Below are 22,628 nucleotides of genomic sequence, written 5' to 3'. Positions count from 1 at the left end.
CCTGCCAGCCCCTCCGTCACGCCTAAATCGCGGGCAATCGGCGTGAGCAGGCTGACGGGCATAAATTCAGAAGCAATCAGCACAAACACGCACAGGGTCATGGCAAAAATACCGCCCCAGTATGCGCGCTGATGATGAGATGATGGTGTTTGGTTTAGCGTCGACATAGTGAAATTTCACGAAGATCAGGATAAAAGCCACCCGCCAGAGGCCGGTGGCTTTGCATCAATTCAGGAGAGGGTTTATTTCAGTTTGGTCTGGAAAAATTGTTCGAACTTCGCGAAAGGTATTTTTCCGGCCACGTTATCGTAGAGGTCCACATGATTTGCCCCTGGCACCACTACCAGTTCTTTGTCTTTACTGCCAATCGCCTTGAAAGCATCTTCAGCAAAATAGCGTGAATGCGCTTTCTCACCGGTCACAATAAGCGTTGGGATGGTGATTTCACTGGCGTAGCTCAGCAGCGGCATATTCATAAACGACAGTGGCATCGTTGCCGTCCACGCCCCGGTCGAGTTAACGGAACGCTCGTGGAAGCCGCGCGGCATGCGATAGTAATCGAAGAACTCTTTCAGTATCGGATGCGGATTTGCCGGCAGCGTTTCTGGCAGAACGCGCTCGCCCGCGCTGGCCTTGCCGTTGCTGTCGACGTTAATATCATGAGCACCGTGTGCGAACGTGCCGCTCTGCGCATCCTTCCAGCGCTGTTCATTCAGATATTGCAGAACAGCACGACGGTCGGCGGTGGAATAACGGTCTTTGCCATCCCCCACACCATGGCCCATCGCCCGGCTCATGTCGTACATCACGCTGGTAGCCACCGCTTTAACGCGGGTATCCATCGCGGCATCGTTCAGCGCCATGCCGCCCCAGCCACAAATACCGAGCAGCCCGATACGGTTGCGATCCACCTCTTTTTGCAGCCCTAAGAAATCCACCGCCGCGCTGAAATCTTCAGTGTTGATATCCGGTGAGGCGACGTTTCGCGGATAGCCGCCGCTTTCCCCGGTGTAAGAAGGATCGAACGCCAGGGTAACTAACCCTTGTTCCGCCAGCGTCTGCGCATACAGGCCGCTGGATTGCTCTTTCACCGCGCCAAATGGCCCACTGACCGCAATCGCCGCCAGCTTGCGATCGCCACGGTCTTTAGGCAGGTAAAGATCGCCCACTAAGGTGATGCCATATCGGTTCGGGAACGAGACTTTACGATGTTCGACTTTCTGGCTCTCGGCGAACGTTTTATCCCATTTATCTGTCATGGACACAGGGGCATTAGGATTGGTTGAATCAGCATAACTCATTGTCGTGACTCCACTTAATGATGCGAATAACAGCATGGCCGGCATCGCGGTTTTTAGCGTTAGGGTGAAGGCTTTCATAAAAATCCCCATAAAAAACAACAGAGAGATACAGGTTTCCGACGGACAACGCTGCGGTGCTTTGCTTTGATGGGGTCATTATAGTGAGCAGAATTAGTGCTGATTAGGGGGCGATTACTGCTAAGATTGATACCATATTGTTATAAATCAATACTGAATTTGCTGTCATTCCGGGGGGATTTTTCAATGGCGAAAAGGGAGAACTACAACGAGCTGTACCTGTTTATGCAGGTGGTGCGAGAAGGCAGCTTTACCGCAGCGGCTCAGCGGCTGGGGCTTGCTCAGTCAGGAGTCAGCCGTTCTGTTCGCGAGCTTGAAGAAAGGCTGGGCGTCCAGCTGCTGGTGCGTACCACGCGTAAACTATCGCTGACGCAAGCAGGCGAGCAGCTCTACCAGAAGACGGCATCTGGATTTGATACGTTAGATCTTGGGCTTGCCACGCTGGCGCACTATCGAGAGACGCCCTCCGGTACGGTACGTATCAATGCCAGCCAGCACGCCATTGATAAATGCCTGCTGCCAAAGCTGGCGGTATTTAAACAGCGCTATCCTGATATCAGACTGGAACTGATGAATGAGAGCCGGTTCGTCGATATCATCGAAGAGCGATTCGATGCTGGTGTCCGTCTGGGGCCTGAAGTCGGCCAGGGCATGGTCGCGGTGCGCATCACGCCCGATATGGAGATGGCGATTGTGGGGACTCCGGAACATTTTCGTCGCTACGCTTTTCCGCAAACCCCGACAGATTTAAAGACGCATCCCTGTATCGCCTATCAGTTTGCCGACGGCAGCGTATACCAGTGGGAACTCACTCAGGATGATAAAAAAATCACTCATCAACCCGAAGGGCAATGGGCCTTATCCGACAGCTATATGGAAGCAGAGGCCGCCCGACTGGGCCTCGGATTGGCCTATGTTCCTGTTGAACTGGTCGCGCATGATTTAGAAAGCGGTAAGCTTATCAGGGTGTTGCAGCGTTACAGCCTGCGAATGGAAGGATTGTTTCTCTATTATCCCCATCGCAACGTCTCTCCCGCCCTGCGGATGGTCATTGATACATTGAAAATCTGAACGTTAACAACGCCCGACTCTTCACTGTGCAAAATTGTGTCAGGTAGTCCCTCTGCTTTCAATTCCAAGGTCTGCTTTGAGCTGAAGAGCGGACTTATCCGTACAAGGCCTACCATCCAGAAATGGAAGTTCCCCCAAAAGGAAAACACTCGCAAACCTTCTAGACAACCTTTTCCCGAGCATTTAGCCTGAATTAAAATTTTAATATCTGTCAGGCTAGTTCATTATGAAAAATGATATCAGAACCCTCGACCTTAACCTTCTTAAGGCCCTTGATGCATTACTGGATGAGGGAAGCGTGACTCGGGCTGCACAGCGCCTCTCACTGACGCAGCCTGCCGTCAGTGGTATGCTTATTCGCTTGCGTGATTACTTTGACGATCCACTCTTTGTTCGCACCAGCCACGGTATGGTCCCCACAATGCGGGCCAACGAACTTTCTACGCCGGTAAAACAAATCCTCACCGATATCGCTATCCTGCTGAAACCAAAGAAATTTGATCCCGTGACGGTGGAACTGACTTATACCATCGTCGCAACGGACTATGCACTTAAGGCTGTTGTCGTTCCGTTGATGGCTGAGCTAAAACAACGTGCACCGTATATTAAAATCGCCGTGCGGCCCGTGGACAATGAGCGAATGTATCAGCAGTTATCTCGGGGTGAAGTTGATCTGGCTTTGATAACACCGCAAACAACCCCCGAAGACCTGCATGGAAGAGCGCTCTATGAAGAAGATTATGTCTGCGTAGCACGACGTCATCATCCTCTGGCAGCGAGTTCAGAAATGACGCTCGAACAATTTTGCAAACAGGAACATATTCTGGTGTCTTCAGAAGGTAACTTCACCGGTGTTACAGATGAAGCACTGGCTAAGCTCAGTCTGACACGACGAGTAGGCATGTCAGTTAATAGTTTTCAGGTGATACCTGATATATTACAAGTGACTGATATGATTGCAGTTGTACCTCACCGCATGGTCCTGACTAACAACGATCTCATCATTCTCCCTTTGCCCCTGAAAGTACCCGGCTTTACCAAGAGCATGGCCTGGCATGAGCGAACCCATCGTGACCCAAGTCATCAGTGGATTCGTGCTTTATGCGCAGAAGTAAGCCAACATCCCGCGTCCTGATATAATTTATCTTATTAAGAATATAAATAATGACAATTCGCCTTATAACTCCATTGCACCAATAATCACTGTCATCACGTTACTGCCGTAATGACACACGCAGTGCACTCAACTATAGCAATTGGAGAAATTTATGAACGCGATTAACTGGCCAGAAGGCTTTGTTCCGGGTTTTACCGATAACTTTGTTTCTAATGAAATGATCATCTCAGGTCTGAACGTCAATGATGTCTGGCCGCTCCTGAGTCAGCCATTGCTATGGCCGGAATACTATAAAAATTCCGCCGATGTGCGCTTTTATGACAACAAAGGTCCAGAATTGGAAAATGGGGTTCGCTTCTACTTCAGCACGTTTGGTTTCCCAGTTGAAGCTCAGGTTGTGGAGTTTGTTCCACCTGCTGAAGGTAAACCTGCTCGTCTGGCATGGCACGGATGGGCCGGTGAAAAAGATACCGCTCAACGACTCGATGTCCATCATGCGTGGCTACTGGAGGATCTTTCCGGTCACAGGGTCCGTATCCTAACGCAGGAAACACAGAACGGAGTCCCGGCAAAAGATCTGGCAAATACCCGCCCGAACCCAATGCTTAATGGTCATCAGGAATGGCTTGACGGCCTGATTCGAGCAGCAAAGAAATAATAAACCGCTTTCCACAGTCATATCACTGAGGCTGCACTTCCCCGCAGCCTCAAGAATATTTGCCCGTTTGCTATTGCACTTGATTACAGGTAAATCATGTAACCCCCGCAAGTGACACCGCGCGGCCATATCTGTAATGTCCCCTCCTGGCACAAAGCCGACCTTGAGCCCCTCCAAATTAATGAGCCCACCTAATAAACCCTAGCTAATTACCCCATCTAATCGAATAAATCAGTTTGCGTTATGCTTTTCCAACACAACAACTGAAGGATAACGTCGTGCAAACTGTAAAACTGAACAACGGGATTGAAATGCCCCTGCTGGGCTTCGGTGTCTTTCAGATGACGGATGCCGCTGAATGCGAAAGAGCCGTTATTGATGCCATCGATACTGGATACCGTCTGATCGATACCGCCGCGTCTTACCAGAATGAAACCCAGGTCGGGAACGCGCTGAAACAGACCGGCATCGCCCGTGATGAACTGTTTGTCACCACCAAACTGTGGCTGCAGGATACTAATTATGAAGGCGCGAAAGCCCAGTTCGAACGCTCTCTGAACCGACTGCAGCTTGATTACGTTGACCTGTATCTGATTCACCAGCCTTACGGCGATGTCCATGGGGCATGGCGTGCGATGGAAGAACTGCAGCAGGCTGGCAAAATTCGTGCTATCGGCGTAAGCAACTTCCATCCTGACCGACTGGCCGACCTTATCGCCTTCAACAAAGTTGCCCCTGCGGTGAACCAGATTGAAGTTAACCCCTTCAACCAACAGTTGCATGCGGTTCCATGGAATCAAAGCCGCGGCATTCAGCCGGAAGCCTGGGCACCGTTTGCAGAAGGTAAAAACGGCCTGTTCCAGCACCCGGTGTTGACGGCAATTGGCCAGAAGTACGGCAAAAGCGTAGGCCAGGTTGTGCTGCGCTGGATCTTCCAGCGAGGCATCGTTTCACTGGCAAAATCTGTGCGCAAAGAACGCATGGCAGAGAACATTAACATTCTCGATTTTGAACTCAGCGCTGAAGATATGCTGCAGGTTACCGCTATCGACACCGCAACGAGTGCATTCTTTTCCCATCGCGATCCTGCCAGAGTTGAATGGCTGGCTGGCCGTAAGCTTGATGTTTAAGTCGCGATAAAAGAGGTATTCATACAATGCAAAAACGTTATCTGGGTCAATCCCGACTCGAAGTCTCCGCGCTTGGGCTCGGTTGCATGGGCTTAAGCCACGGCTACGGCCCGGCGACCGATACCCGGCAGGCTATCGAACTCATTCGTGCAGCGGTTGAACGTGGCGTCACCTTCTTCGATACCGCTGAAGTGTATGGCCCCTTCCTTAATGAAGAGGTGGTAGGCGTTGCCTTAAAACCGTTTCGTGACCGCGTGGTTATCGCCACTAAGTTTGGATTTACTTTTGGCGACGACAACAAGCAGCAGATTTTAAACAGCCGTCCGGAGCATATCCGTGAAGCCGTTGAAGGATCATTACGCCGTCTAAAGACTGATGTCATTGATCTGCTGTATCAACACCGTGTCGATCCGGATGTCCCCATTGAAGATGTTGCGGGTACGGTAAAAGACCTGATCGCTGAAGGCAAAGTTAAACATTTCGGTCTGTCCGAGGCGGGTGCGCAAACCATTCGTCGTGCGCATGCCGTGCAACCGGTCACTGCGCTGCAAAGCGAATACTCGATGTGGTGGCGCGAGCCTGAGAAGGAGGTCCTGCCGTTACTGGAGGAACTGGGCATTGGTTTTGTGCCCTTCAGCCCATTAGGCAAAGGCTTCCTGACGGGATCAATTAAGCCAGGAACCACTTTTGGGAAAGATGATTACAGAAGCCAAGTGCCGCGTTTCGCCGAGCAGGCGATTGAAGCCAATGAAAAGCTGGTCTCATTGCTGGGGGAACTGGCGGCAGAGAAAGGCGTGACGTCTGCACAAATCGCGCTGGCATGGCTGCTGGCACAAAAGCCGTGGATTGCTCCTATTCCTGGTACCACCAAACTGCACCAGCTGGAGGAAAACCTGGGGGCTGCCGACATCATCCTTTCGCAGAATGACTCACGGCAGATAACCCAGGCGCTTGAAACGATTAAAATCGTCGGCGAACGTTACTCTCCTGAGCATCAGGCTCGCGTAGGCCGTTAATACCCGAACGGGTCCGCTGAGATTGTCGGACCCGTTATTCCTGGTAGCGAAGTGCATCGATCATCAGCGCAAAAGCGGGTGGATGCTGTTTACGACTCGGGTAATAAAGATAGTATCCGGGGAAAGACGGACACCAGTCCTGCAGAATCTGAATAAGCTCTCCTGACTGTAGATAATCCTGCACCCTGTCTTCAGGTATACAGGCGATACCAAAACCGGATAACGCCGCATCAATTCTTTCCGCCTGCAGATTAAACGTGACCTGCCCTTCCACTCTGACCCGTAACGGTTTCCCATCCTTCTCAAACTCCCAGTGGTAAAGCCCACCGGCCGTCGGCAGGCGCATATTGATGCACCGGTGATTTTGTAGCTCGTGCGGCGTTTCAGGGGCAGGATTTGCAGCGAAATAAGACGGCGCTCCTACCACAGCCATTCTCATGTCAGGGCCAATCCTTACCGCAATCATGTCCTTATCCACACTTTCGCCCAAGCGGATCCCGGCATCAAAACGCCCCTCAACAATATCGACAAAGCCGTTATCCACCACCAGTTCGAGATTGATTTCCGGGTATTCCCTGAGGAAGGGTTTTAGCTTCGGCCATACCAGACTTCGCGCGGCATGCTCCCCGGCAGATAAACGGATATTGCCGGAGGCGGTGCCGTTCAGTTGAACCAGTGATTCCAGCTCCTGCTCAAGATCGGCAATACGCGGTTCAAGGCAGGCAATGATTCTCTCACCGGCTTCCGTAGGGGCAACGCTTCGTGTCGTACGGGTCAGAAGGCGGATATTCAGCCTTTCCTCCAGGGCCTTCATCGCGTGGCTGAGTGCAGACTGAGAAACGCCCAGTTTACCCGCTGCTTTGGTAAAACTTCGCTCCCTTGCCACCACAAGAAAGATTTGCAGTTCATTGAAGTTTTCTTTGAGCATCGGCGATTTCCTTATGGCGCATTCCCTTCATCGCACACTCATGAAGGGTGTTCATAGACACAATCATTTTAGCCCTATTACTGACCATAATGATAATTGATATTCTGACCGTATCGAAAATAAGTCTGAATTATCATAAGGTTTATTATGAAAATACTCGTTGCAGGGGCGACAGGAAGTATTGGCCTTCATGTCGTGAATAGCGCTATTGAAATGGGCCATCAGCCCGTGGCGCTGGTCAGAAATAAACGTAAAGTAAAATTGCTTCCTCGGGGAACGGCTGTTTTTTACGGCGATGTTTCAATGCCTGAAACACTCACCGAATTACCGAAAGTTATTGATGCCATCATCTTTACGCTCGGTTCCGATGGCCAGGGGCGTATAGGTGCCAGAGCGATAGACTACGGCGGAGTACGTAATATTTTACGCATATTTAAGGATACGCCTGTTCGTATCGGCCTGATGACCACGATTGGCGTGACTGAACGGCTCAGCACCTGGAATCAACGCACTGAGGTTCATGACTGGAAAAGACGTGCGGAACGTCTGGTCAGGGCAAGTGGTCATCCCTATACCATCGTCAGACCCGGCTGGTTTGATTACAACAATGATGATGAACACAGAATTGTTATGCTTCAGGGGGATCGTCGCCATACGGGAACACCGGAAGATGGTGTGATATCCCGCGAGCAAATCGCCGAGGTTCTGGTCAGTGCCCTGACCCACGACGAGGCAAAAAATAAAACGTTCGAGCTGATGGCTGAACGAGGTGAAGCACAACAGGATCTTACCCCACTGTTTGCAGGCCTGCGGGCTGATGATCCGCAAAAAAATGATGGGGTTCTGGACATAGACAATATGCCTCTGCGTGAAGAACCTGAGTGCATTATTAACGAGCTGAACCTGTACAGGTAAAAAAATACCGCTCAGCTCGTTAAGATTATCGATGCTCAGGCATGTTCCAGCCAGTTGCGGAATACCTGCGCTCGCAGTATTCCCTGAAAATCAATCAGCCCAGAACAGCCAAGTTTCTTGATCAGATTCTGCCTGGCCTGGTAAATCGTTTTTAAGTGTAGATTTAACAAGGCGGATATCTCAAAAATAGTTCGACCTTCTCCTAACTGCGTTAAAATAAATTTATCTCGTGCGGTCAAAGAGATACATGCTTTCGATTGATTCTCGTGCTCACCACCAGCACGAGTGATATCAATAATAAATTGTTTAATTGAGCCAACGCCAATATCCACTGGAAGTCTGTAAAGTGAAATATCATTGAGATACTGATACTGATGACCATCAATCAACAGTACCAAACGATGCGTATTCAGATCATATTTTTGCTTTTTTACCGCATCAAAGTGATTGGCGGTGAAGAAAACAAGACGCGTCTGGTCATCTTCGAAAAATATATCGGCAAGAATATTCTTTAACCCTTGCCTGATAAAAATATCATCAAGCCATAACTCTGCGTTTCCAACTTGTTCCTGAACGATGTTCATCATTATGGCCTCAATGAAAAATCACAATAAACCTAACCGTGTTGTACTACTTTGTCGGGTTGAAGATGAGCCAAAATCTGTGTATAAAGATCGGTTAAAATCGCATTCTTCTCATTCTTCAACTGAATACTAAAAGCCTGAACAAGAACATCATTATTGATATAACCTTGTTTTAACATTACCTTACGCTCTATATTTTTATACAACGCACAGCAAAAAATAAAGCTTTCCGGAATAGAATTGGCCATATCAACCCCATAAAATGTAGTCATAAAAATGAGAGGGTGCTATGTATAGTCTTAATCAAAAAAATGCTCAGCATGAATGCTTTAAGCATATAACAAAGGTACTGTACATATTATATTAATATGAAAATTTATTAGACATCGTCAGCTGTGTAACGCAACACTATTTCCAGGGTTTTTCTGATAACATCTGCCTGGACAACGTCAACTGTTGACTCCAGAGAACCAATCAGGCTTAAAATGATATTTTTATTATTAACATTATCACCAGCCAGAATTACATTTGTTACCGCCTGCCCCAATACCACAGACTCATCTGCTAATAGCTCACCTGCATTATGGAAGTAACTTGATAAAGCTTTATCCGTCATTACACTGTGGACATTAATTTCATGAAGCATGGTAACCTCGCTTGTATAGTCTGGAAGATTATCTTTAATGTAATTTAGGGTTTTTGCTGGCACTGAAAGCACTCTCATCTCTGGTTTTATCCGGTTTTCTGCTTATCTTTCCCGGATTAATGTTTGTGAAATCATTGATAACGCTGTCAATTAATTGCTTGCGTGCGCTATCCATTTCACTGGCCTGCATAAGTCGCAGTTGCTTAATCACTGCAGCTAACGAAACGTCTGTATGCATTCGCAAAATTTCTAGCACAGCCAAACCTGTAATTTCATGTTTCAAGCGTTCACTGTCAGTTTTATTCATAACGACGTCAGTATTTACTCCGATTCTGTATGTCAGACTTCCTTTTATTCAAAAAGCAAGCCAATTAACGCATTGTAATGTTTCTGTTCGTTCTCCCCTGATGCTTTTTCAAGACGGCTCAGAAGCTTGGTGCAAAGTGATTTGCGGTTCAGATTTCGCCCATCTTTGAGTATCTCAGTGACGATTTCTCCCAATGTTTCCTGTTGGGTTGGCAGATGCGCCTTTGCAAAGTAACGAGAAATCGCGCTTGCAGAATCAGTGCGAACGGTATGCTGCTGCATGTCATGCTCCTGTAACAAAATGCTGGTGAATATTAAGTTTTATAACAGTAGCAAAGTTGTACCAAAAATGTGTACAACGCAGCTCGTTAATTTTTAGCAATAAGTGCTAAGTCAATGTAATCAATGAGTTGTATAAGTTTCATTCTACATGAAATCAAATTCAATTGTACAACACACATCGTTTAACGAATGAATTTGATCATTTTAGGGGTCTTTGTTTGTAAAAATAAAGTTAGAATAATGTATTAAAATCAGGACATAAGCTGGTTTGTCTGATACTGTCCATACCTCTTCCCCCCATGATCCCGGACTGTCCATGCTCACGACCATTATTTACCGTAGCCATCTACGTGATGACGCCCCCCTCAGAGCGCTTGAGGATATGGTGGCAGCCGCAAACCTCAAAAACAGGCGATCTGATGTTACGGGGATTTTACTCTTTAACGGTCGCCACTTTTTCCAACTGCTTGAAGGCCCTGAGGAGCAGGTAAAGGAGATTTATCGTTGTATATGTAACGATCCACGGCACCACAATATCGTTGAGCTGATGTGTGATTACGCGCCTGCAAGAAGATTCGGAAAGGTGGGGATGGAGTTATTTGATTTACAAAAACATGAACGCAATGACGTCCTGCAAGCGGTACTTAACAAGGGAACATCTAAATTTCAGCTCACGTATGATGACAGGGCATTACAGTTTTTCCGCACATTTGTCCTTGCGACGGAAAAATCGAGCTATTTTGAAATACCTGCGCCTGATTACTGGAGTTTTGTTGCCGACGACTCTTGTACTCTCCTGGATGAAAGCACACTCCCGTCCGATATCGATTTCAGCTTTGCTTTTCAACCAATTATCGATCCTATGTCGCAACGCGTCATTGCCCTTGAAGCACTTATTCGTGGTAGAGACGGTGAAACGCCCGCAACTTATTTTGACAACTTAAATCCTGAGGAACTGTATACCGCGGATCTGCAGAGCAAAAAGACTGCTTTTGCAATGGCAAGCGCGCTGGGACTTAACGACAAAATGCTTTCAGTCAATCTGCTCCCCATGACCCTGGTAAATAAACCCGATGCAGTCAGCTTTCTGATAAACGAAATCGCGGCGCACGGACTGGTGCCTGAACAAATCATTGTAGAGTTTACCGAAAGCGAAGTTATTTCTCGTTTTGATACGTTCGCGCAGGCTGTGAAGTCACTCAAGGCTGCGGGGATCTGTGTGGCGATAGATCATTTTGGGGCAGGTTTTGCCGGGCTTCAGCTTCTGTCTCGTTTTCAACCCGACCGAATTAAGATAAGCCGCGAGCTCATCACGGATGTGCATAAAAGTGGACCAAGACAGGCCATCATTCAGGCAATTATCAAATGCTGCACTTCGCTGGAAATCATGATTTCCGCAGTCGGCGTTGAAAAACCTGAAGAGTGGATGTGGCTTGAGTCCGCAGGTATTGAAATCTTCCAGGGTAACCTTTTTGCACAAGCCTGCCTGAATGGTACGCCGTCTGTTGCATGGCCAGAGAAAAAATGATTTCTCAGCATAAGAACACCTAAGACATTGTTAGCAAACAATAATTCTCACCCCCTCTCTCATGCTGAACTTAAAAATTCAGCATTTCACCCTGCGTGATAGTAAAGTAAATCTTAATTTTGCTAGAATTCTCTGTATGTTTTGTACAATTTGATGCATCTTGTACAAAGTAACAGGAACCGCATATCGGTGACGGAGAATCAGGAGTGTCTGGGGGAACTATGGCTTATTACAGCATTGGAGATGTCGCAGAACGTTGCGGGATAAATCCTGTCACCCTCCGGGCATGGCAACGACGTTACGGCTTACTCAAACCTCAACGCAGCGAAGGTGGCCACCGTCTCTTTGATGAAGAAGATATTCAACGTATTGAAGAAATAAAACGTTGGATTAACAGTGGCACACCCGTTGGCAAAGTAAAAGCATTACTGGAAACCAGTACCCGTCAAACTGACGACGACTGGAATCAATTGCAAGAAGAGATGATGAGTATTCTTCGCATGGCGCATCCACCGAAGCTGCGAGCCAAAATTATCGCACTTGGTCGCGTCCATCCCGTAGATGCACTGATTGATCACGTTTATCTTCCCGTACGTCAACGGCTAATGCTTGATCATAATACATCCCGCATTATGAACAGTATGCTTGATGGCGCGTTGATTGAATATGTTGCCACACTGCTGTCTGAAACGCGGCGCAAGTCAGGGAAAGATGCCATCCTGATGGCCTGGGATGTTGAAGACAGAACCCGTCTGTGGCTCGAAGCCTGGCGCTTATCGCAATCTGGCTGGCATATTGCCGTTCTTGCTGAACCCATTGAATCGCCAAGACCAGAACTTTTCCCAGGGCAGACGCTTTTTGTCTGGACCGGTATTACGCCAACCCGCAGACAAAATGAGCTGCTACAACACTGGAATGAGCAAGGTTATAAAGTCGTTTTCCACAGCCCATAACCAACAGGTAATACGGTACTGAATTAAGGAAGATAAAACCTACGATTCTCATATTTTGGGTGGTCATTTGAGTACCATCCACTGAATATGCTGCCCCCTGGCCTTTTGACTAAACACCCGGCATAGCATAAAAACCAAACAACATACTCACCCGTTGGTATTATTTTTTTGTAGACGCCATCACCTTTTTCCTAAGTAAAATTCATTAGATCAACTGGCGTACGCCTAATACTTATTCTAGGGTTAAATTATGTCTTCTTGTGCCACATTATTGTTTTTCTAAAGTAATAAATGTGGTTATTTGAAAAAGGTAAAGGATATGGCTCTAGTCTTAGACAAACGCTTAATTCTTTGTTGCTGCGCCTTTTCCATTATATCAGTGGCAAATGCAGCAACCGTTAACGGAACATTTCAGGTGCTGATGACGATTCAGAAGGCCTGTACCGTAACTGCTGGTTCGGCTTCAAATATCACGCTTGGTCCGGTGAATACCACGGCGACAAATACCAGTGCAAGCAACACTATTTCAATTAATTGCTCAAAAACCACGCCCTATTTTATCGGCCTGGCACCGTCGGCTGCCAATGGAGGGACGACGACGGGCTCAGGCGCCATGTCCTCTGTGGCTAACGCTGCCACCAATACCGACAAAGTGCCCTATCAGCTAAATCGCACGTCAGCAACAGGTCCGGTGTGGGGTAATACCGCCACCGACACCGCGCCTGGAAATGGCGTAGCGGCGACGGGGACCGGTCTGGCGCAAACCTATACTGTTTATGCCACCGCACCGAGCGCCAACTTCACTCCTGACGACTATGCCGACACGGTAACGGTTAACGTTAACTACTAACTTCAGGAAGCTACATGAAAGTAAAACTGCCTGTTAAGCAGTGTGCCTGCGCATGCCTGTTAGGGATGGTGGCGAGCGTTAACCCCGCCGCCGCCAGCGGGCTGCAAATAGCCCCGGTTACATTAACGTTGCAAGCAACGCAAAATGCCGATGGTATCTGGCTGAGTAACGCAGGTGAAAATGTGCTCAACGCCCAGGTTCGGGTTTTTCGCTGGAGCCAGAGCGCTTATGACGACAAACTTTCTCCCTCTCAGGGGCTGGTCATTAGCCCGCCGATGCTGGCATTAGCCCCTGGAGAACGTCAGTTGATTCGTGTTATTCGCACAAGCCCTCCCTCGGTGCATGCCGAAGACGCTTATCGTTTGTCGATAGATGAGTTGCCGCCTGCAAAAGTAGAAAAAAATAAGCTTCAGTTTGTGCTGCATTATTCCGTTCCCGTTTTCATTCAACCGACATCAGCGGCACAAACGCAGGCAAAACTGCAATGGAAATTACAACAACTGAATGGCAAAAAATTTATTGAAGTCAGCAATCAGGGAAATGGGCATGCGCAATTATCCGCTGCAACATTTATAAGCCCTGACGGTGCTAAAAAAGTCATAACACCCGGACTATTAGGCTACGTTTTACCCGGCTCAACAATGCGCTGGATAGTCTCCCCGTCGGCCAGTAATAATCATTATGGCGGGAAAGTTGAAGTCACAATCAATGGCCAAAAAACAGTACAAGATCTGTAACAGATCCTGGCTTCTGGTGAAATATTGCTTTCTCAATGGAGTATTAATTTCGGGAATGGTTTGCGCACAAACGCTGAATAATAACCAGAACGAAAATAGTGTTATTAATAGCACTTCGCAGATTACGGGGGTCGATTTGTATCTCGACGTCACCTTAAATGGAAATCCCGTTGGGCTGGTACATTTTGGCTACGATAATGGAAAGCTTTATGCGGGAGCAGATACCCTGCGTAAAATGGGGTTCCGCTTTGCTCCAGATGCCACTAACGCCGTCTGCCTGAATGTTATCCCCCAGCTAACCATTGACTACAACGTTCAATTGCAAACGCTCTCGCTTACTGTGCCACTCAGTTCACTCGATCTTGCGATCACGCAGCTTAACTCGCCCACTGAAACCTCGCCAACGGCGACAACATCACGCGGGGCGCTCCTCAATTATGATATCTATACCCAACAGGGGGATGAAAGTGCAATCAACACTTTCAGTGAACTTCGCGCCTTCAATGCTGCCGGCGTGCTCAGCACCACCCAGTTGACGCAGTACTCCACCGAGGAATATGCCGATAACAGCTTTGAGCGCCTCGACACCAGTTGGCGTACGTCATTTCCTGATTCGATGTTGGCGCTCACCGTTGGCGATACCCTGACAAGTTCACTCATCTGGTCCCGACCGACGCGTATCGGCGGTATTCAGATAGGAACCGATTTTGGTTTGCAGCCCTATAAGCCAACTACCCCGCTCCCTGCATATCTGGGATCCGCGACGTTGCCGTCAAACGTTGAGCTGTACGTGGACGGCGTCAGGTACTACAACGGAGAAGTCCCCGCAGGTAGTTTTCAGATTAACACCATGCCTAACATCAGCGGCGCGGGTACGGGTCAGGTAATGATGACGGACGCACTGGGCAGAACGAGCGTACAAAATTTCTCGTTCTACAACGATCAGCAACTCCTGCGGGAAGGATTAACTGCCTGGTCGGCTGAATTGGGCACGGTACGCGAAAATTATGGTTACTCCTCTTTTGATTATGCCAGCGCACCGGTATTGAGCGCTACATGGCGCCGCGGGTTTAGCAATACGTTCACCGCCGGGACTCATACGGAAACCAGCGATGGACTGATTAACGCGGGCTTCAGTAACGACTGGATCCCGGGAACCCGCAGCGGCACGTTTTCGACCTCACTTGCCGCAAGTACCGACTCAGGAAAGAACGGGTTTTTGTACAGTTTTGGTTACCGTTGGTCCGGTGAACGGTTTAATTTCAGTACCAGTACCACAGCAACTTCCGGCGATTATCGCGATGTCGCCACCCATTACGGTGAGCCGCCACCGACGCTTAACAGCAACACAGTCATTGGCTATTCGCTGGAAGCTGCCGGTAATGTCAGCCTGAGCTACCTGCAGTTTCGTTATCCACATGAAAATGCGGTGCGCTACGCCAACGCCAGTTGGTTTAAATCTGTTACAGACAACATCTCACTGAATGCCGGATTCAATCAGAACATTGACGATAACCGCGATCGCAGTCTCTATTTGATGGTGACGATCGCTACCGACAACAATCTGAGCGCCAGCAGCACCCTACAACGTACCAACGATGAAACCGGCTACCAGCTCAACGCCAGCCTGACGCCTCCTGCCGACGGTGGGTGGGGCTGGAATCTGGCCGCCAGTCAGCAGGCTTCCCGGCAAAGTGGCCAGGGCGAAGTGGGATATCTGGGGCGTTATGGTAAAGCGTACGCAGGATTTAGCCGTTTACCCGATAACCATTATGGTTATGCAGGCGCAACCGGATCGCTGGTGGCCATGGGAGGCGGCTTGTTTGCAGCAAGAGAAATCAATAATGGTTTTGCCGTCGTATCAACTGACGGTGTGCCTGATGTTCCGGTCAAATTGCAAAATAACCTGATTGGTCGCAGCGACGACCAGGGGCTACTGCTGGTCACGCCCCTCAACAGCTATCAAAAAAACCTGATTAGTATTGACCCAATGGATCTCCCCGCCAATATGCGGATTGCACGCGTTGAGACGAACGCAACGCCTGCCGATCGTTCCGGTACTCTGGTTAGCTTTGGCATCACTCCCGTACGCGCTGCGCAGGTCATCCTCGTCGACAATCAGGGTAAACCAATTCCCGAAGGCAGCATGGCATACGCCGTCAGCACTACGGGCCAGTCGTCTGTCGTTGGTTTTGATGGGATGACCTGGTTCGACACGCTGGAGCAGCACAATACGCTGCGCGTTGATACGGACACCGGCAGTTGTCGCGTGCAATTTGACTATCCCGCGTCAGCAAAAGGGATTGTGCAAATAGGCCCACTGGTTTGCCGATCATACTAACAGGAGTGCGCTCATGAGGTTAAGACATCTGTTACTCATCGCTGCCGTTCTCTTTTTCCCGGCGATCGGTCATGCGGTAACCTGCTCGGTGAGCAACGTGCAGCCCATAAATTTGGGTTCAGTCAATCCGTTGTCTGCGACAGGCGCAACGTCATCAATGACGTTCAATTACACCTGCGCCAAAGAACTTGGCGACACGCTGGCTGGGATCAATCTCTGTTTTAATATTGGCGCCTCAGCTGTCAGTGGCCAGGTTACCCCGCGAAATATGTCGTTAAGCGGTACGCCTGCCAGAACACTGGCATACCAGCTTTACCAGGATGCCGGGCGCACCAGGGTATGGGGGAGCCAGTATCAGTCGGGAACAACTTTTCCCATGGTACAGCTTAGCCTGCTGAATCTGACGCCGGTAACGGGTTCACTGACGGTATCAGCGCAGATCGTCACGCCACAAACTTCAGCCGTCCCCGGAAACTATCAGGATAGCTATACGACGGCGACAGCCCTCGTCACCCTCAATCCCGGATTACTTTTCCCGCCGACCACCTGTGGCGATACCGTTGCCGCCAGGCTTCCTTTCACCGTATCGGCGACTGTCAGCAAGCAGTGCAATATCACCTCTGCAACCGATATTAGCTTTGCGCCAACCAGAGCGACCGGGCGTAACCTTACGGCGTCAAATACCGTGGGCGTAGCATGTTCCAATAACACGCCTTACACCATCGGCCTTCAGCCCTCCAACGGCAATACGGCAGGCAGCGGCGTGATGGCGGGCACGGGGTCAAATACGGATAAAGTCCCCTATCAACTCAGTTCGACTCCGGGACCGTCCGGCACGATCTGGGGCAATACATCACTCAATACCGTCGCGGGCAACGGTACGGGGACAACCACAACCTACCCGGTTTATGCCACCGTTCCCAGCGCGAACTACACACCAGACAACTATGCCGATACTGTCACCATCGCAGTGACCTACTGACGCGCAGCTTAATAGCAATAAAGCAAACACATTTTATTATCATATTATTTACTTTTAGAGGTGCGTCATAAATCTGACAAATTACAATTTTTACAATTCACGCATATTAAGTCATACAAAACGCAAAATAACCGCGATATCGCCACAATAGAAGAATAACTATTCACACTCAAACCAAAGCCCACACTATTCATGCCGATAAGTCGTGTTGGCCAGGCAGGCTGTTCCATGAAAAAAATGTTAAATTTAAGTTTATATGGTGAGATTCACTGTATACCACGGCCAAATTAAGAACATATTACTTTTATAACTAAGGTTTATCATGGATAAGTTATCTTACGCTTCAGATAGCAGCACATCTGCCTGGAATACCTACCTGCAACAAATCGAGCGTGTGGCCCCTTACCTGGGCGAACTTTCCCATTGGGTGGATACCCTGCGCCACCCAAAACGCGCGCTGATTGTCGATATCCCGGTGCAGATGGATGACGGCTCTATCCGTCATTTTGAAGGGTATCGCGTGCAACATAACCTCTCCCGCGGTCCGGGCAAAGGCGGTGTGCGTTATCATCCTGATGTTGATCTTAATGAAGTGATGGCCCTGTCCGCATGGATGACCATCAAATGCGCGGCGTTAAACCTGCCGTACGGCGGCGCTAAAGGTGGCGTGCGCGTCGATCCGTTCTCGCTGTCCGAAGGGGAACTGGAGCGTTTAACCCGCCGTTATACCAGTGAAATTGGTATTATCATTGGGCCGCAGAAAGACATTCCTGCGCCGGATGTAGGTACTAACGGAAAAGTCATGGCCTGGATGATGGATACCTACTCCATGAACCACGGCACCACCGTGACCAGCGTGGTCACCGGTAAACCTATTCACCTCGGCGGCTCGTTAGGCCGTGATAAAGCCACCGGTCGCGGCGTTTTCGTCAGCGGTCTGGAAGTCGCTCGTCGTGCGAACATTGAAGTTGAAGGCGCTCGCGTGGCGGTACAAGGTTTCGGTAACGTCGGCAGCGAAGCCGCCCGCTTGTTCGCCGCAGCGGGTGCGCGTGTAGTCGCGATTCAGGATCACACCGCAACGCTGTTTAACTCAACGGGTATTGATATGGCCGCGTTGTCTGCCTGGCAGTTAGAGCACAAGCAGATTGCCGGTTTCCCGGGCGCTGAGACCATCGCCAGCGAAGCCTTCTGGAGCCTGGAGATGGATATTCTGATCCCGGCCGCACTCGAAGGCCAGATCACCCGTCACCGTGCGGAAACGCTGACCTGTAAACTGGTACTCGAAGGTGCCAACGGACCGACCTATCCGGACGCCGACGACGTTCTGGCCAGCCGCGGTATCGTCGTTGTTCCTGACGTTGTTTGTAACGCCGGCGGCGTAACCGTCAGCTACTTCGAATGGGTTCAGGACATGGCAAGCTTCTTCTGGAGCGAAGAAGAGATCAACAATCGCATGGACAAAATCATGACCGATGCGATGGTGCATGTGTGGGAAAAAGCAGCAGAGAAATCCTGCTCCCTGCGTACCGCTGCCTACATTGTTGCCTGTGAACGCATTCTGCTGGCACGAAAAGATCGCGGAATTTATCCGGGCTAAGGCTGGATCTTTTCCTGTGCATAAACCACCTGCCTCGCAGGTGGTTTTTTTTCAGCAAAATCTGGCGTGTAACTGTTCTACCACCTAACACTGCCCAACATCTCATTTTCGCTGATTTTCGCATCATGACGTTTCAATATGGAACAATAGTTGGTGGTGACGTTTCGTAATGAAACGCTCCGCGCAACAATTTTCTTTTACAAACCCATGTGCAAAATTACCTTATCGGCAGCGAGCGGTCGCCGTGACGTTGTACAAACCGATACCCTACATCAGATGCCTGCCCGAAGCTGGCAGCCATCCAGGACTGTCTGCGGAGCATAAATAATGAAAAAATTGATCAACCGTGTTGAAGACGTACTGAATGAACAACTCGCCGGACTGGCGAAAGCTTACCCCTCCCTGGCACTGCATCAGGACCCCGTGTATGTCACCCGTGCAGATGCGCCGGTGATGGGCAAAGTGGCGCTTCTTTCCGGCGGCGGCAGCGGACACGAGCCTATGCATTGCGGCTTCATTGGTCAGGGCATGCTCTCTGGCGCCTGTCCGGGTGAGATTTTTACCTCACCCACGCCGGATAAAATGTTCGAATGCGCTATGCAAATTGATGGCGGCGAAGGCGTGCTGCTGATAATCAAAAATTACACCGGCGACATTCTTAATTTCGAAACCGCTACCGAGCTGCTGCACGAAAGCGGTGTCAAAGTCACCACCATGGTGGTAGATGACGACGTAGCGGTGAAAGACAGTCTGTATACCGCTGGTCGACGTGGTGTGGCGAATACCATGTTGATCGAAAAACTGGTCGGCGCGGCCGCCGAACGCGGTGACTCACTGGAAGCCTGTGCGGCGCTGGGTCGTAAGCTGAACAACCAGGGCCACTCCATTGGCATAGCCATTGGCGCCTGTACCGTTCCGGCCGCCGGACAACCTTCGTTCACCTTGCAGGATAACGAAATGGAGTTTGGTGTAGGTATCCACGGGGAACCGGGCATAGACCGCCGCGCCTTCTCCTCTCTCGATCAGACCGTTGATGAAATGTTCGATACTCTACTTGAAAACGGCAACTACAGCCGTACGCTGCGCCACTGGGACAACGTCCAGGGCGCGTGGCAGGAAGGTAAAGAAAGCAAACGAGCGTTGCAAAGCGGCGATCGCGTCATTGCGCTGGTTAATAATCTCGGCGCGACGCCGCTGTCAGAACTGTTCGGCGTGTATAACCGCCTCGAAAGCCGTTGCCAGGATGCAGGCATCATCATTGAGCGCAACCTGATCGGCTCTTACTGTACCTCTTTGGATATGACCGGCTTCTCAATCACCCTGTTACAGGTGGATGACGAAACGCTGAGCTTATGGGATGCGCCGGTTCACACCCCTGCTCTCAACTGGGGTAAATAAGGAGATTCATGATGTCCCTCAACAGAACGCAAATTGTTAACTGGCTCTATCGTTGCGGTGAGATCTTCACCACCGAAAGTGATTTTCTCACCGGACTTGACCGGGAGATCGGCGATGCCGACCACGGTCTGAACATGCACCGCGGATTTAGCAAAGTAGTCGAAAAGCTGCCGTCCATCGCCGATAAAGACATCGGTTTTATTTTGAAAAACACCGGTATGGTGCTGCTCTCAAGCGTCGGCGGAGCCAGTGGCCCGCTGTTTGGCACCTTTTTTATCCGCGCCGCCCAGGTGACTCAAGCTCATCAAAGCCTGACGCTTGAAGAGCTGTATCAAATGATTCGTGATGGAGCAGAAGGTGTGGTTAGCCGTGGGAAAGCTGAACCTGGCGACAAAACCATGTGCGATGTCTGGCTGCCGGTTGTGGAATCTTTACGCCAGTCCTGCGAGCAGAAACTGAGCGTACAGGCGGCGCTGGAAGCGGCAAGCCAGCAAGCGGAAGCCGCAGCGCAAAGCACCATCACCATGCAGGCCCGTAAAGGCCGTGCCAGCTATCTTGGTGAGCGCAGCATTGGGCATCAGGATCCTGGCGCAACGTCCGTAATGTTTATGATGCAAATGCTGGCTCAGGCGTCCAGAGAGTAAGGATAAAGCGATGGTAAACCTGGTTATTGTTTCTCACAGCGCCCAACTGGGCGAAGGCGTCGGCGCGCTGGCCCGGCAGATGTTAATGGGTGATGGTTGCAAAATCGCCATTGCCGCAGGCATTGACGACCCTGAAAATCCGATTGGCACCGATCCGATTAAGGTGATGGAAGCCATCGAGTCCGTGGCCGATACGGATCACGTGCTGGTGATGATGGATATCGGTAGTGCGTTACTGAGTGCGGAAACCGCACTGGAACTGCTCGACCCTAACATTGCCGCCAGAGTGCGGCTGTGTGCCGCGCCGCTGGTTGAAGGCACGTTAGCCGCGACGGTTAGCGCCGCCGCGGGCGCTGACGTCGAGCGGGTCATCCGTGACGCCATGAACGCCCTTGACGCCAAATGTGAGCAACTGGGTTTACCTTCGTCATCCACCGCAAAACCGACATCGGCTGAATTTGCGCCGGATGCAAATGCTCATTCAGTTGCCATTGTGGTGAAAAACCCCAACGGCATCCACGTTCGTCCCGCTTCACGGCTGGTTTCCACACTGTCTGGCTTTAACGCCGACATGTGGCTGGAGAAAAATGGCAAGTGCGTGGTCCCAGATAGCCTGAACCAAATAGCTCTGCTGCAGGTGCGTTGTAACGACACGCTGCGCCTGATTGCCAAGGGTGAACAGGCTGAGGATGCGTTGGCCGCATTTAAACAGCTCGCGGCTGAGAATTTCGGTGAATCGCTTGAGCCCGTACATGCTGATAACGTAGCGACTCACGTCCCCTCACTGGCAACGGGGACGGCATTTTGTTACACGCCGTACTCACCACAGGTAAGCCTGCAGCCTGCAGCATCATTGCAGACTGAGCAGCAGCAATTACGGGCCGCCATTCAAAGCACGCTGAATGACTTAAATGCGTTAACCGCACTTGCCGAAGAGAAATATTCCGCCGATATCGCCGCGATTTTCTCCGGTCATCACACGTTGTTAGACGATCCTGAACTGTTTGATATGGCCTGCGGCGTAATGAGTGAAAAGCAGTGCAGCGCCGCCTGGGCATGGCATCAGGTGTTAAGCGAACTCAGCCAGCAGTATTTACAGCTCGACGATCCCTACCTGCAGGCGCGGTACATCGATATTGAAGATTTATTATCTCGTTCTCTTCAGCATTTGACGGGAGAGACCGAGCAAATTCCCGCGTTCATCCGCCCCACTATTCTGGTCGCTGATGTCATTTATCCGTCTACGGTGCTGCAACTGGATCCGAAGGCCATCAGGGGCGTCTGCCTGCGGGACGGCAGCGAAGCATCCCACCCGGCGATTATCGCCCGCGCAATGGGTCTGTGCTGGCTGTGCCAGCAGGGTGATGCTGTCGATAGCATCAAGATGGGTGACACTCTGACCCTTGACGGCGTGGCGAAGCGGATAAGCCTCGCGGGCTGAGGCCATTTGCACGCCCTTTCCCGATAAAGGGTGTGCATCGTTTCTAATCGCGTCGGGAAATGTCTGTTTATTCGCAAAATGGGGAGCCGATCACGCGCAACGGCCGATCCTGAACTAAGGTTTTC

The 22,628-nt window shown here is 50.1% G+C and carries 23 protein-coding genes and 1 pseudogene; 16 read left to right on the top strand and 8 right to left on the bottom strand.

The window, feature by feature from the left end; genetic code table 11:
• Positions 1 to 167: pseudogene (locus tag OGV77_RS18470) on the bottom strand (MFS transporter); the annotation flags it as partial.
• A gap of 75 nt (positions 168 to 242) precedes the next feature.
• On the bottom strand, positions 243 to 1,301 hold the full coding sequence (locus OGV77_RS18465) for an alpha/beta hydrolase (RefSeq protein ID WP_286502948.1): 1,059 nt from the start codon (positions 1,299 to 1,301) through the stop codon (positions 243 to 245).
• A gap of 264 nt (positions 1,302 to 1,565) precedes the next feature.
• On the opposite strand from OGV77_RS18465, the gene OGV77_RS18460 reads away from it, so the two are divergent.
• The 5 genes from OGV77_RS18460 (at position 1,566) to OGV77_RS18440 (ending at position 6,371) form a co-directional block, all read left to right on the top strand.
• Positions 1,566 to 2,450 carry a LysR family transcriptional regulator gene (locus OGV77_RS18460; RefSeq protein WP_075146276.1) on the top strand — a complete coding sequence of 295 codons (885 nt, stop codon included), beginning with the start codon at positions 1,566 to 1,568 and terminating at the stop codon, positions 2,448 to 2,450.
• Between the two features lie 226 nt (positions 2,451 to 2,676).
• A complete protein-coding gene (locus tag OGV77_RS18455) occupies positions 2,677 to 3,585 on the top strand; it encodes a LysR family transcriptional regulator (protein WP_043016096.1) in 909 nt (302 codons plus the stop codon).
• Positions 3,586 to 3,718: 133 nt separating this feature from the next.
• Positions 3,719 to 4,225, top strand: coding sequence for an SRPBCC family protein (locus tag OGV77_RS18450; protein ID WP_043016095.1), 507 nt, complete (start codon positions 3,719 to 3,721; stop codon positions 4,223 to 4,225).
• Between the two features lie 278 nt (positions 4,226 to 4,503).
• On the top strand, positions 4,504 to 5,355 hold the full coding sequence (locus tag OGV77_RS18445; protein WP_087051478.1) for an aldo/keto reductase: 852 nt from the start codon (positions 4,504 to 4,506) through the stop codon (positions 5,353 to 5,355).
• 26 nt (positions 5,356 to 5,381) lie between these two features.
• Positions 5,382 to 6,371: an aldo/keto reductase gene (locus OGV77_RS18440; protein ID WP_087051479.1), complete on the top strand. Its 990-nt coding sequence runs from the start codon at positions 5,382 to 5,384 to the stop codon at positions 6,369 to 6,371.
• A 34-nt stretch (positions 6,372 to 6,405) separates the two neighbouring features.
• Here OGV77_RS18440 and OGV77_RS18435 read toward each other — a convergent pair whose 3' ends face one another.
• Positions 6,406 to 7,299 (bottom strand): LysR family transcriptional regulator, encoded by an 894-nt coding sequence (locus OGV77_RS18435; protein WP_087051480.1) that lies wholly within the window; start codon positions 7,297 to 7,299, stop codon positions 6,406 to 6,408.
• Between the two features lie 147 nt (positions 7,300 to 7,446).
• Between OGV77_RS18435 and OGV77_RS18430 the strand changes: the two genes are divergently transcribed.
• On the top strand, positions 7,447 to 8,214 hold the full coding sequence (locus OGV77_RS18430; RefSeq protein ID WP_286502947.1) for an SDR family oxidoreductase: 768 nt from the start codon (positions 7,447 to 7,449) through the stop codon (positions 8,212 to 8,214).
• 35 nt (positions 8,215 to 8,249) lie between these two features.
• Here the strand turns inward: OGV77_RS18430 and OGV77_RS18425 are convergent, their stop codons facing one another.
• The 5 genes from OGV77_RS18425 to ycgZ form a co-directional block, all read right to left on the bottom strand.
• The gene (locus OGV77_RS18425; protein WP_075146281.1) at positions 8,250 to 8,801 is read right to left on the bottom strand and encodes a helix-turn-helix domain-containing protein; all 552 of its coding nucleotides are present in this window, start codon (positions 8,799 to 8,801) and stop codon (positions 8,250 to 8,252) included.
• A 29-nt stretch (positions 8,802 to 8,830) separates the two neighbouring features.
• Positions 8,831 to 9,046 carry a hypothetical protein gene (locus OGV77_RS18420; protein ID WP_087051484.1) on the bottom strand — a complete coding sequence of 72 codons (216 nt, stop codon included), beginning with the start codon at positions 9,044 to 9,046 and terminating at the stop codon, positions 8,831 to 8,833.
• A gap of 131 nt (positions 9,047 to 9,177) precedes the next feature.
• A complete protein-coding gene (locus tag OGV77_RS18415) occupies positions 9,178 to 9,444 on the bottom strand; it encodes a biofilm development regulator YmgB/AriR family protein (RefSeq protein ID WP_043016088.1) in 267 nt (88 codons plus the stop codon).
• Between the two features lie 34 nt (positions 9,445 to 9,478).
• Positions 9,479 to 9,751: a hypothetical protein gene (locus OGV77_RS18410; RefSeq protein ID WP_043016087.1), complete on the bottom strand. Its 273-nt coding sequence runs from the start codon at positions 9,749 to 9,751 to the stop codon at positions 9,479 to 9,481.
• A 44-nt stretch (positions 9,752 to 9,795) separates the two neighbouring features.
• Positions 9,796 to 10,032, bottom strand: coding sequence for a regulatory protein YcgZ (gene ycgZ, locus OGV77_RS18405; RefSeq protein WP_043016086.1), 237 nt, complete (start codon positions 10,030 to 10,032; stop codon positions 9,796 to 9,798).
• 316 nt (positions 10,033 to 10,348) lie between these two features.
• Between ycgZ and OGV77_RS18400 the strand changes: the two genes are divergently transcribed.
• The 10 genes from OGV77_RS18400 to dhaM all read left to right on the top strand — a co-directional run bounded on the left by OGV77_RS18400 (position 10,349) and on the right by dhaM (position 22,503).
• Positions 10,349 to 11,560, top strand: coding sequence for a diguanylate phosphodiesterase (locus OGV77_RS18400; protein ID WP_043016085.1), 1,212 nt, complete (start codon positions 10,349 to 10,351; stop codon positions 11,558 to 11,560).
• Positions 11,561 to 11,781: 221 nt separating this feature from the next.
• Positions 11,782 to 12,513: a MerR family transcriptional regulator gene (locus tag OGV77_RS18395; RefSeq protein ID WP_087051485.1), complete on the top strand. Its 732-nt coding sequence runs from the start codon at positions 11,782 to 11,784 to the stop codon at positions 12,511 to 12,513.
• Positions 12,514 to 12,832: 319 nt separating this feature from the next.
• Positions 12,833 to 13,363, top strand: a complete 531-nt coding sequence (locus OGV77_RS18390; protein WP_003833507.1) for a Csu type fimbrial protein — start codon at positions 12,833 to 12,835, stop codon at positions 13,361 to 13,363.
• Between the two features lie 14 nt (positions 13,364 to 13,377).
• Positions 13,378 to 14,100: a fimbrial biogenesis chaperone gene (locus tag OGV77_RS18385; protein ID WP_087051487.1), complete on the top strand. Its 723-nt coding sequence runs from the start codon at positions 13,378 to 13,380 to the stop codon at positions 14,098 to 14,100.
• A 55-nt stretch (positions 14,101 to 14,155) separates the two neighbouring features.
• Positions 14,156 to 16,441, top strand: coding sequence for a fimbria/pilus outer membrane usher protein (locus tag OGV77_RS18380; RefSeq protein WP_087051488.1), 2,286 nt, complete (start codon positions 14,156 to 14,158; stop codon positions 16,439 to 16,441).
• A gap of 13 nt (positions 16,442 to 16,454) precedes the next feature.
• Positions 16,455 to 17,423 (top strand): Csu type fimbrial protein, encoded by a 969-nt coding sequence (locus OGV77_RS18375; RefSeq protein ID WP_043016081.1) that lies wholly within the window; start codon positions 16,455 to 16,457, stop codon positions 17,421 to 17,423.
• Between the two features lie 322 nt (positions 17,424 to 17,745).
• On the top strand, positions 17,746 to 19,020 hold the full coding sequence (locus tag OGV77_RS18370) for a Glu/Leu/Phe/Val family dehydrogenase (RefSeq protein WP_043016080.1): 1,275 nt from the start codon (positions 17,746 to 17,748) through the stop codon (positions 19,018 to 19,020).
• A gap of 327 nt (positions 19,021 to 19,347) precedes the next feature.
• Positions 19,348 to 20,418, top strand: a complete 1,071-nt coding sequence (gene dhaK, locus OGV77_RS18365) for a dihydroxyacetone kinase subunit DhaK (RefSeq protein WP_087051490.1) — start codon at positions 19,348 to 19,350, stop codon at positions 20,416 to 20,418.
• An 11-nt stretch (positions 20,419 to 20,429) separates the two neighbouring features.
• Positions 20,430 to 21,062, top strand: a complete 633-nt coding sequence (dhaL, locus tag OGV77_RS18360) for a dihydroxyacetone kinase subunit DhaL (protein ID WP_043016078.1) — start codon at positions 20,430 to 20,432, stop codon at positions 21,060 to 21,062.
• A 10-nt stretch (positions 21,063 to 21,072) separates the two neighbouring features.
• The gene (dhaM, locus tag OGV77_RS18355) at positions 21,073 to 22,503 is read left to right on the top strand and encodes a dihydroxyacetone kinase phosphoryl donor subunit DhaM (RefSeq protein ID WP_075146285.1); all 1,431 of its coding nucleotides are present in this window, start codon (positions 21,073 to 21,075) and stop codon (positions 22,501 to 22,503) included.
• Positions 22,504 to 22,628: the final 125 nt, after the last annotated feature.

Source organism: Citrobacter sp. Ce129, from assembly GCF_030334545.1.
Classification (GTDB): Bacteria; Pseudomonadota; Gammaproteobacteria; order Enterobacterales; family Enterobacteriaceae; genus Citrobacter; species Citrobacter europaeus.
This window is presented reverse-complemented; position numbering and strand designations above follow the sequence as displayed.

Excerpts from the sequence above, each read along its gene's own strand:
- OGV77_RS18465 (WP_286502948.1), bottom strand. The coding sequence starts at position 1,301 with ATGAGTTATGCTGATTCAACCAATCCTAATGCCCCTGTGTCCATGACA.
- OGV77_RS18460 (WP_075146276.1), top strand. The coding sequence starts at position 1,566 with ATGGCGAAAAGGGAGAACTACAACGAGCTGTACCTGTTTATGCAGGTG.
- OGV77_RS18455 (WP_043016096.1), top strand. The coding sequence starts at position 2,677 with ATGAAAAATGATATCAGAACCCTCGACCTTAACCTTCTTAAGGCCCTT.
- OGV77_RS18450 (WP_043016095.1), top strand. The coding sequence starts at position 3,719 with ATGAACGCGATTAACTGGCCAGAAGGCTTTGTTCCGGGTTTTACCGAT.
- OGV77_RS18440 (WP_087051479.1), top strand. The coding sequence starts at position 5,382 with ATGCAAAAACGTTATCTGGGTCAATCCCGACTCGAAGTCTCCGCGCTT.
- OGV77_RS18435 (WP_087051480.1), bottom strand. The coding sequence starts at position 7,299 with ATGCTCAAAGAAAACTTCAATGAACTGCAAATCTTTCTTGTGGTGGCA.
- OGV77_RS18430 (WP_286502947.1), top strand. The coding sequence starts at position 7,447 with ATGAAAATACTCGTTGCAGGGGCGACAGGAAGTATTGGCCTTCATGTC.
- OGV77_RS18425 (WP_075146281.1), bottom strand. The coding sequence starts at position 8,801 with ATGATGAACATCGTTCAGGAACAAGTTGGAAACGCAGAGTTATGGCTT.
- OGV77_RS18420 (WP_087051484.1), bottom strand. The coding sequence starts at position 9,046 with ATGGCCAATTCTATTCCGGAAAGCTTTATTTTTTGCTGTGCGTTGTAT.
- OGV77_RS18415 (WP_043016088.1), bottom strand. The coding sequence starts at position 9,444 with ATGCTTCATGAAATTAATGTCCACAGTGTAATGACGGATAAAGCTTTA.
- OGV77_RS18410 (WP_043016087.1), bottom strand. The coding sequence starts at position 9,751 with ATGAATAAAACTGACAGTGAACGCTTGAAACATGAAATTACAGGTTTG.
- ycgZ (WP_043016086.1), bottom strand. The coding sequence starts at position 10,032 with ATGCAGCAGCATACCGTTCGCACTGATTCTGCAAGCGCGATTTCTCGT.
- OGV77_RS18400 (WP_043016085.1), top strand. The coding sequence starts at position 10,349 with ATGCTCACGACCATTATTTACCGTAGCCATCTACGTGATGACGCCCCC.
- OGV77_RS18395 (WP_087051485.1), top strand. The coding sequence starts at position 11,782 with ATGGCTTATTACAGCATTGGAGATGTCGCAGAACGTTGCGGGATAAAT.
- OGV77_RS18390 (WP_003833507.1), top strand. The coding sequence starts at position 12,833 with ATGGCTCTAGTCTTAGACAAACGCTTAATTCTTTGTTGCTGCGCCTTT.
- OGV77_RS18385 (WP_087051487.1), top strand. The coding sequence starts at position 13,378 with ATGAAAGTAAAACTGCCTGTTAAGCAGTGTGCCTGCGCATGCCTGTTA.
- OGV77_RS18380 (WP_087051488.1), top strand. The coding sequence starts at position 14,156 with ATGGTTTGCGCACAAACGCTGAATAATAACCAGAACGAAAATAGTGTT.
- OGV77_RS18375 (WP_043016081.1), top strand. The coding sequence starts at position 16,455 with ATGAGGTTAAGACATCTGTTACTCATCGCTGCCGTTCTCTTTTTCCCG.
- OGV77_RS18370 (WP_043016080.1), top strand. The coding sequence starts at position 17,746 with ATGGATAAGTTATCTTACGCTTCAGATAGCAGCACATCTGCCTGGAAT.
- dhaK (WP_087051490.1), top strand. The coding sequence starts at position 19,348 with ATGAAAAAATTGATCAACCGTGTTGAAGACGTACTGAATGAACAACTC.
- dhaL (WP_043016078.1), top strand. The coding sequence starts at position 20,430 with ATGTCCCTCAACAGAACGCAAATTGTTAACTGGCTCTATCGTTGCGGT.
- dhaM (WP_075146285.1), top strand. The coding sequence starts at position 21,073 with ATGGTAAACCTGGTTATTGTTTCTCACAGCGCCCAACTGGGCGAAGGC.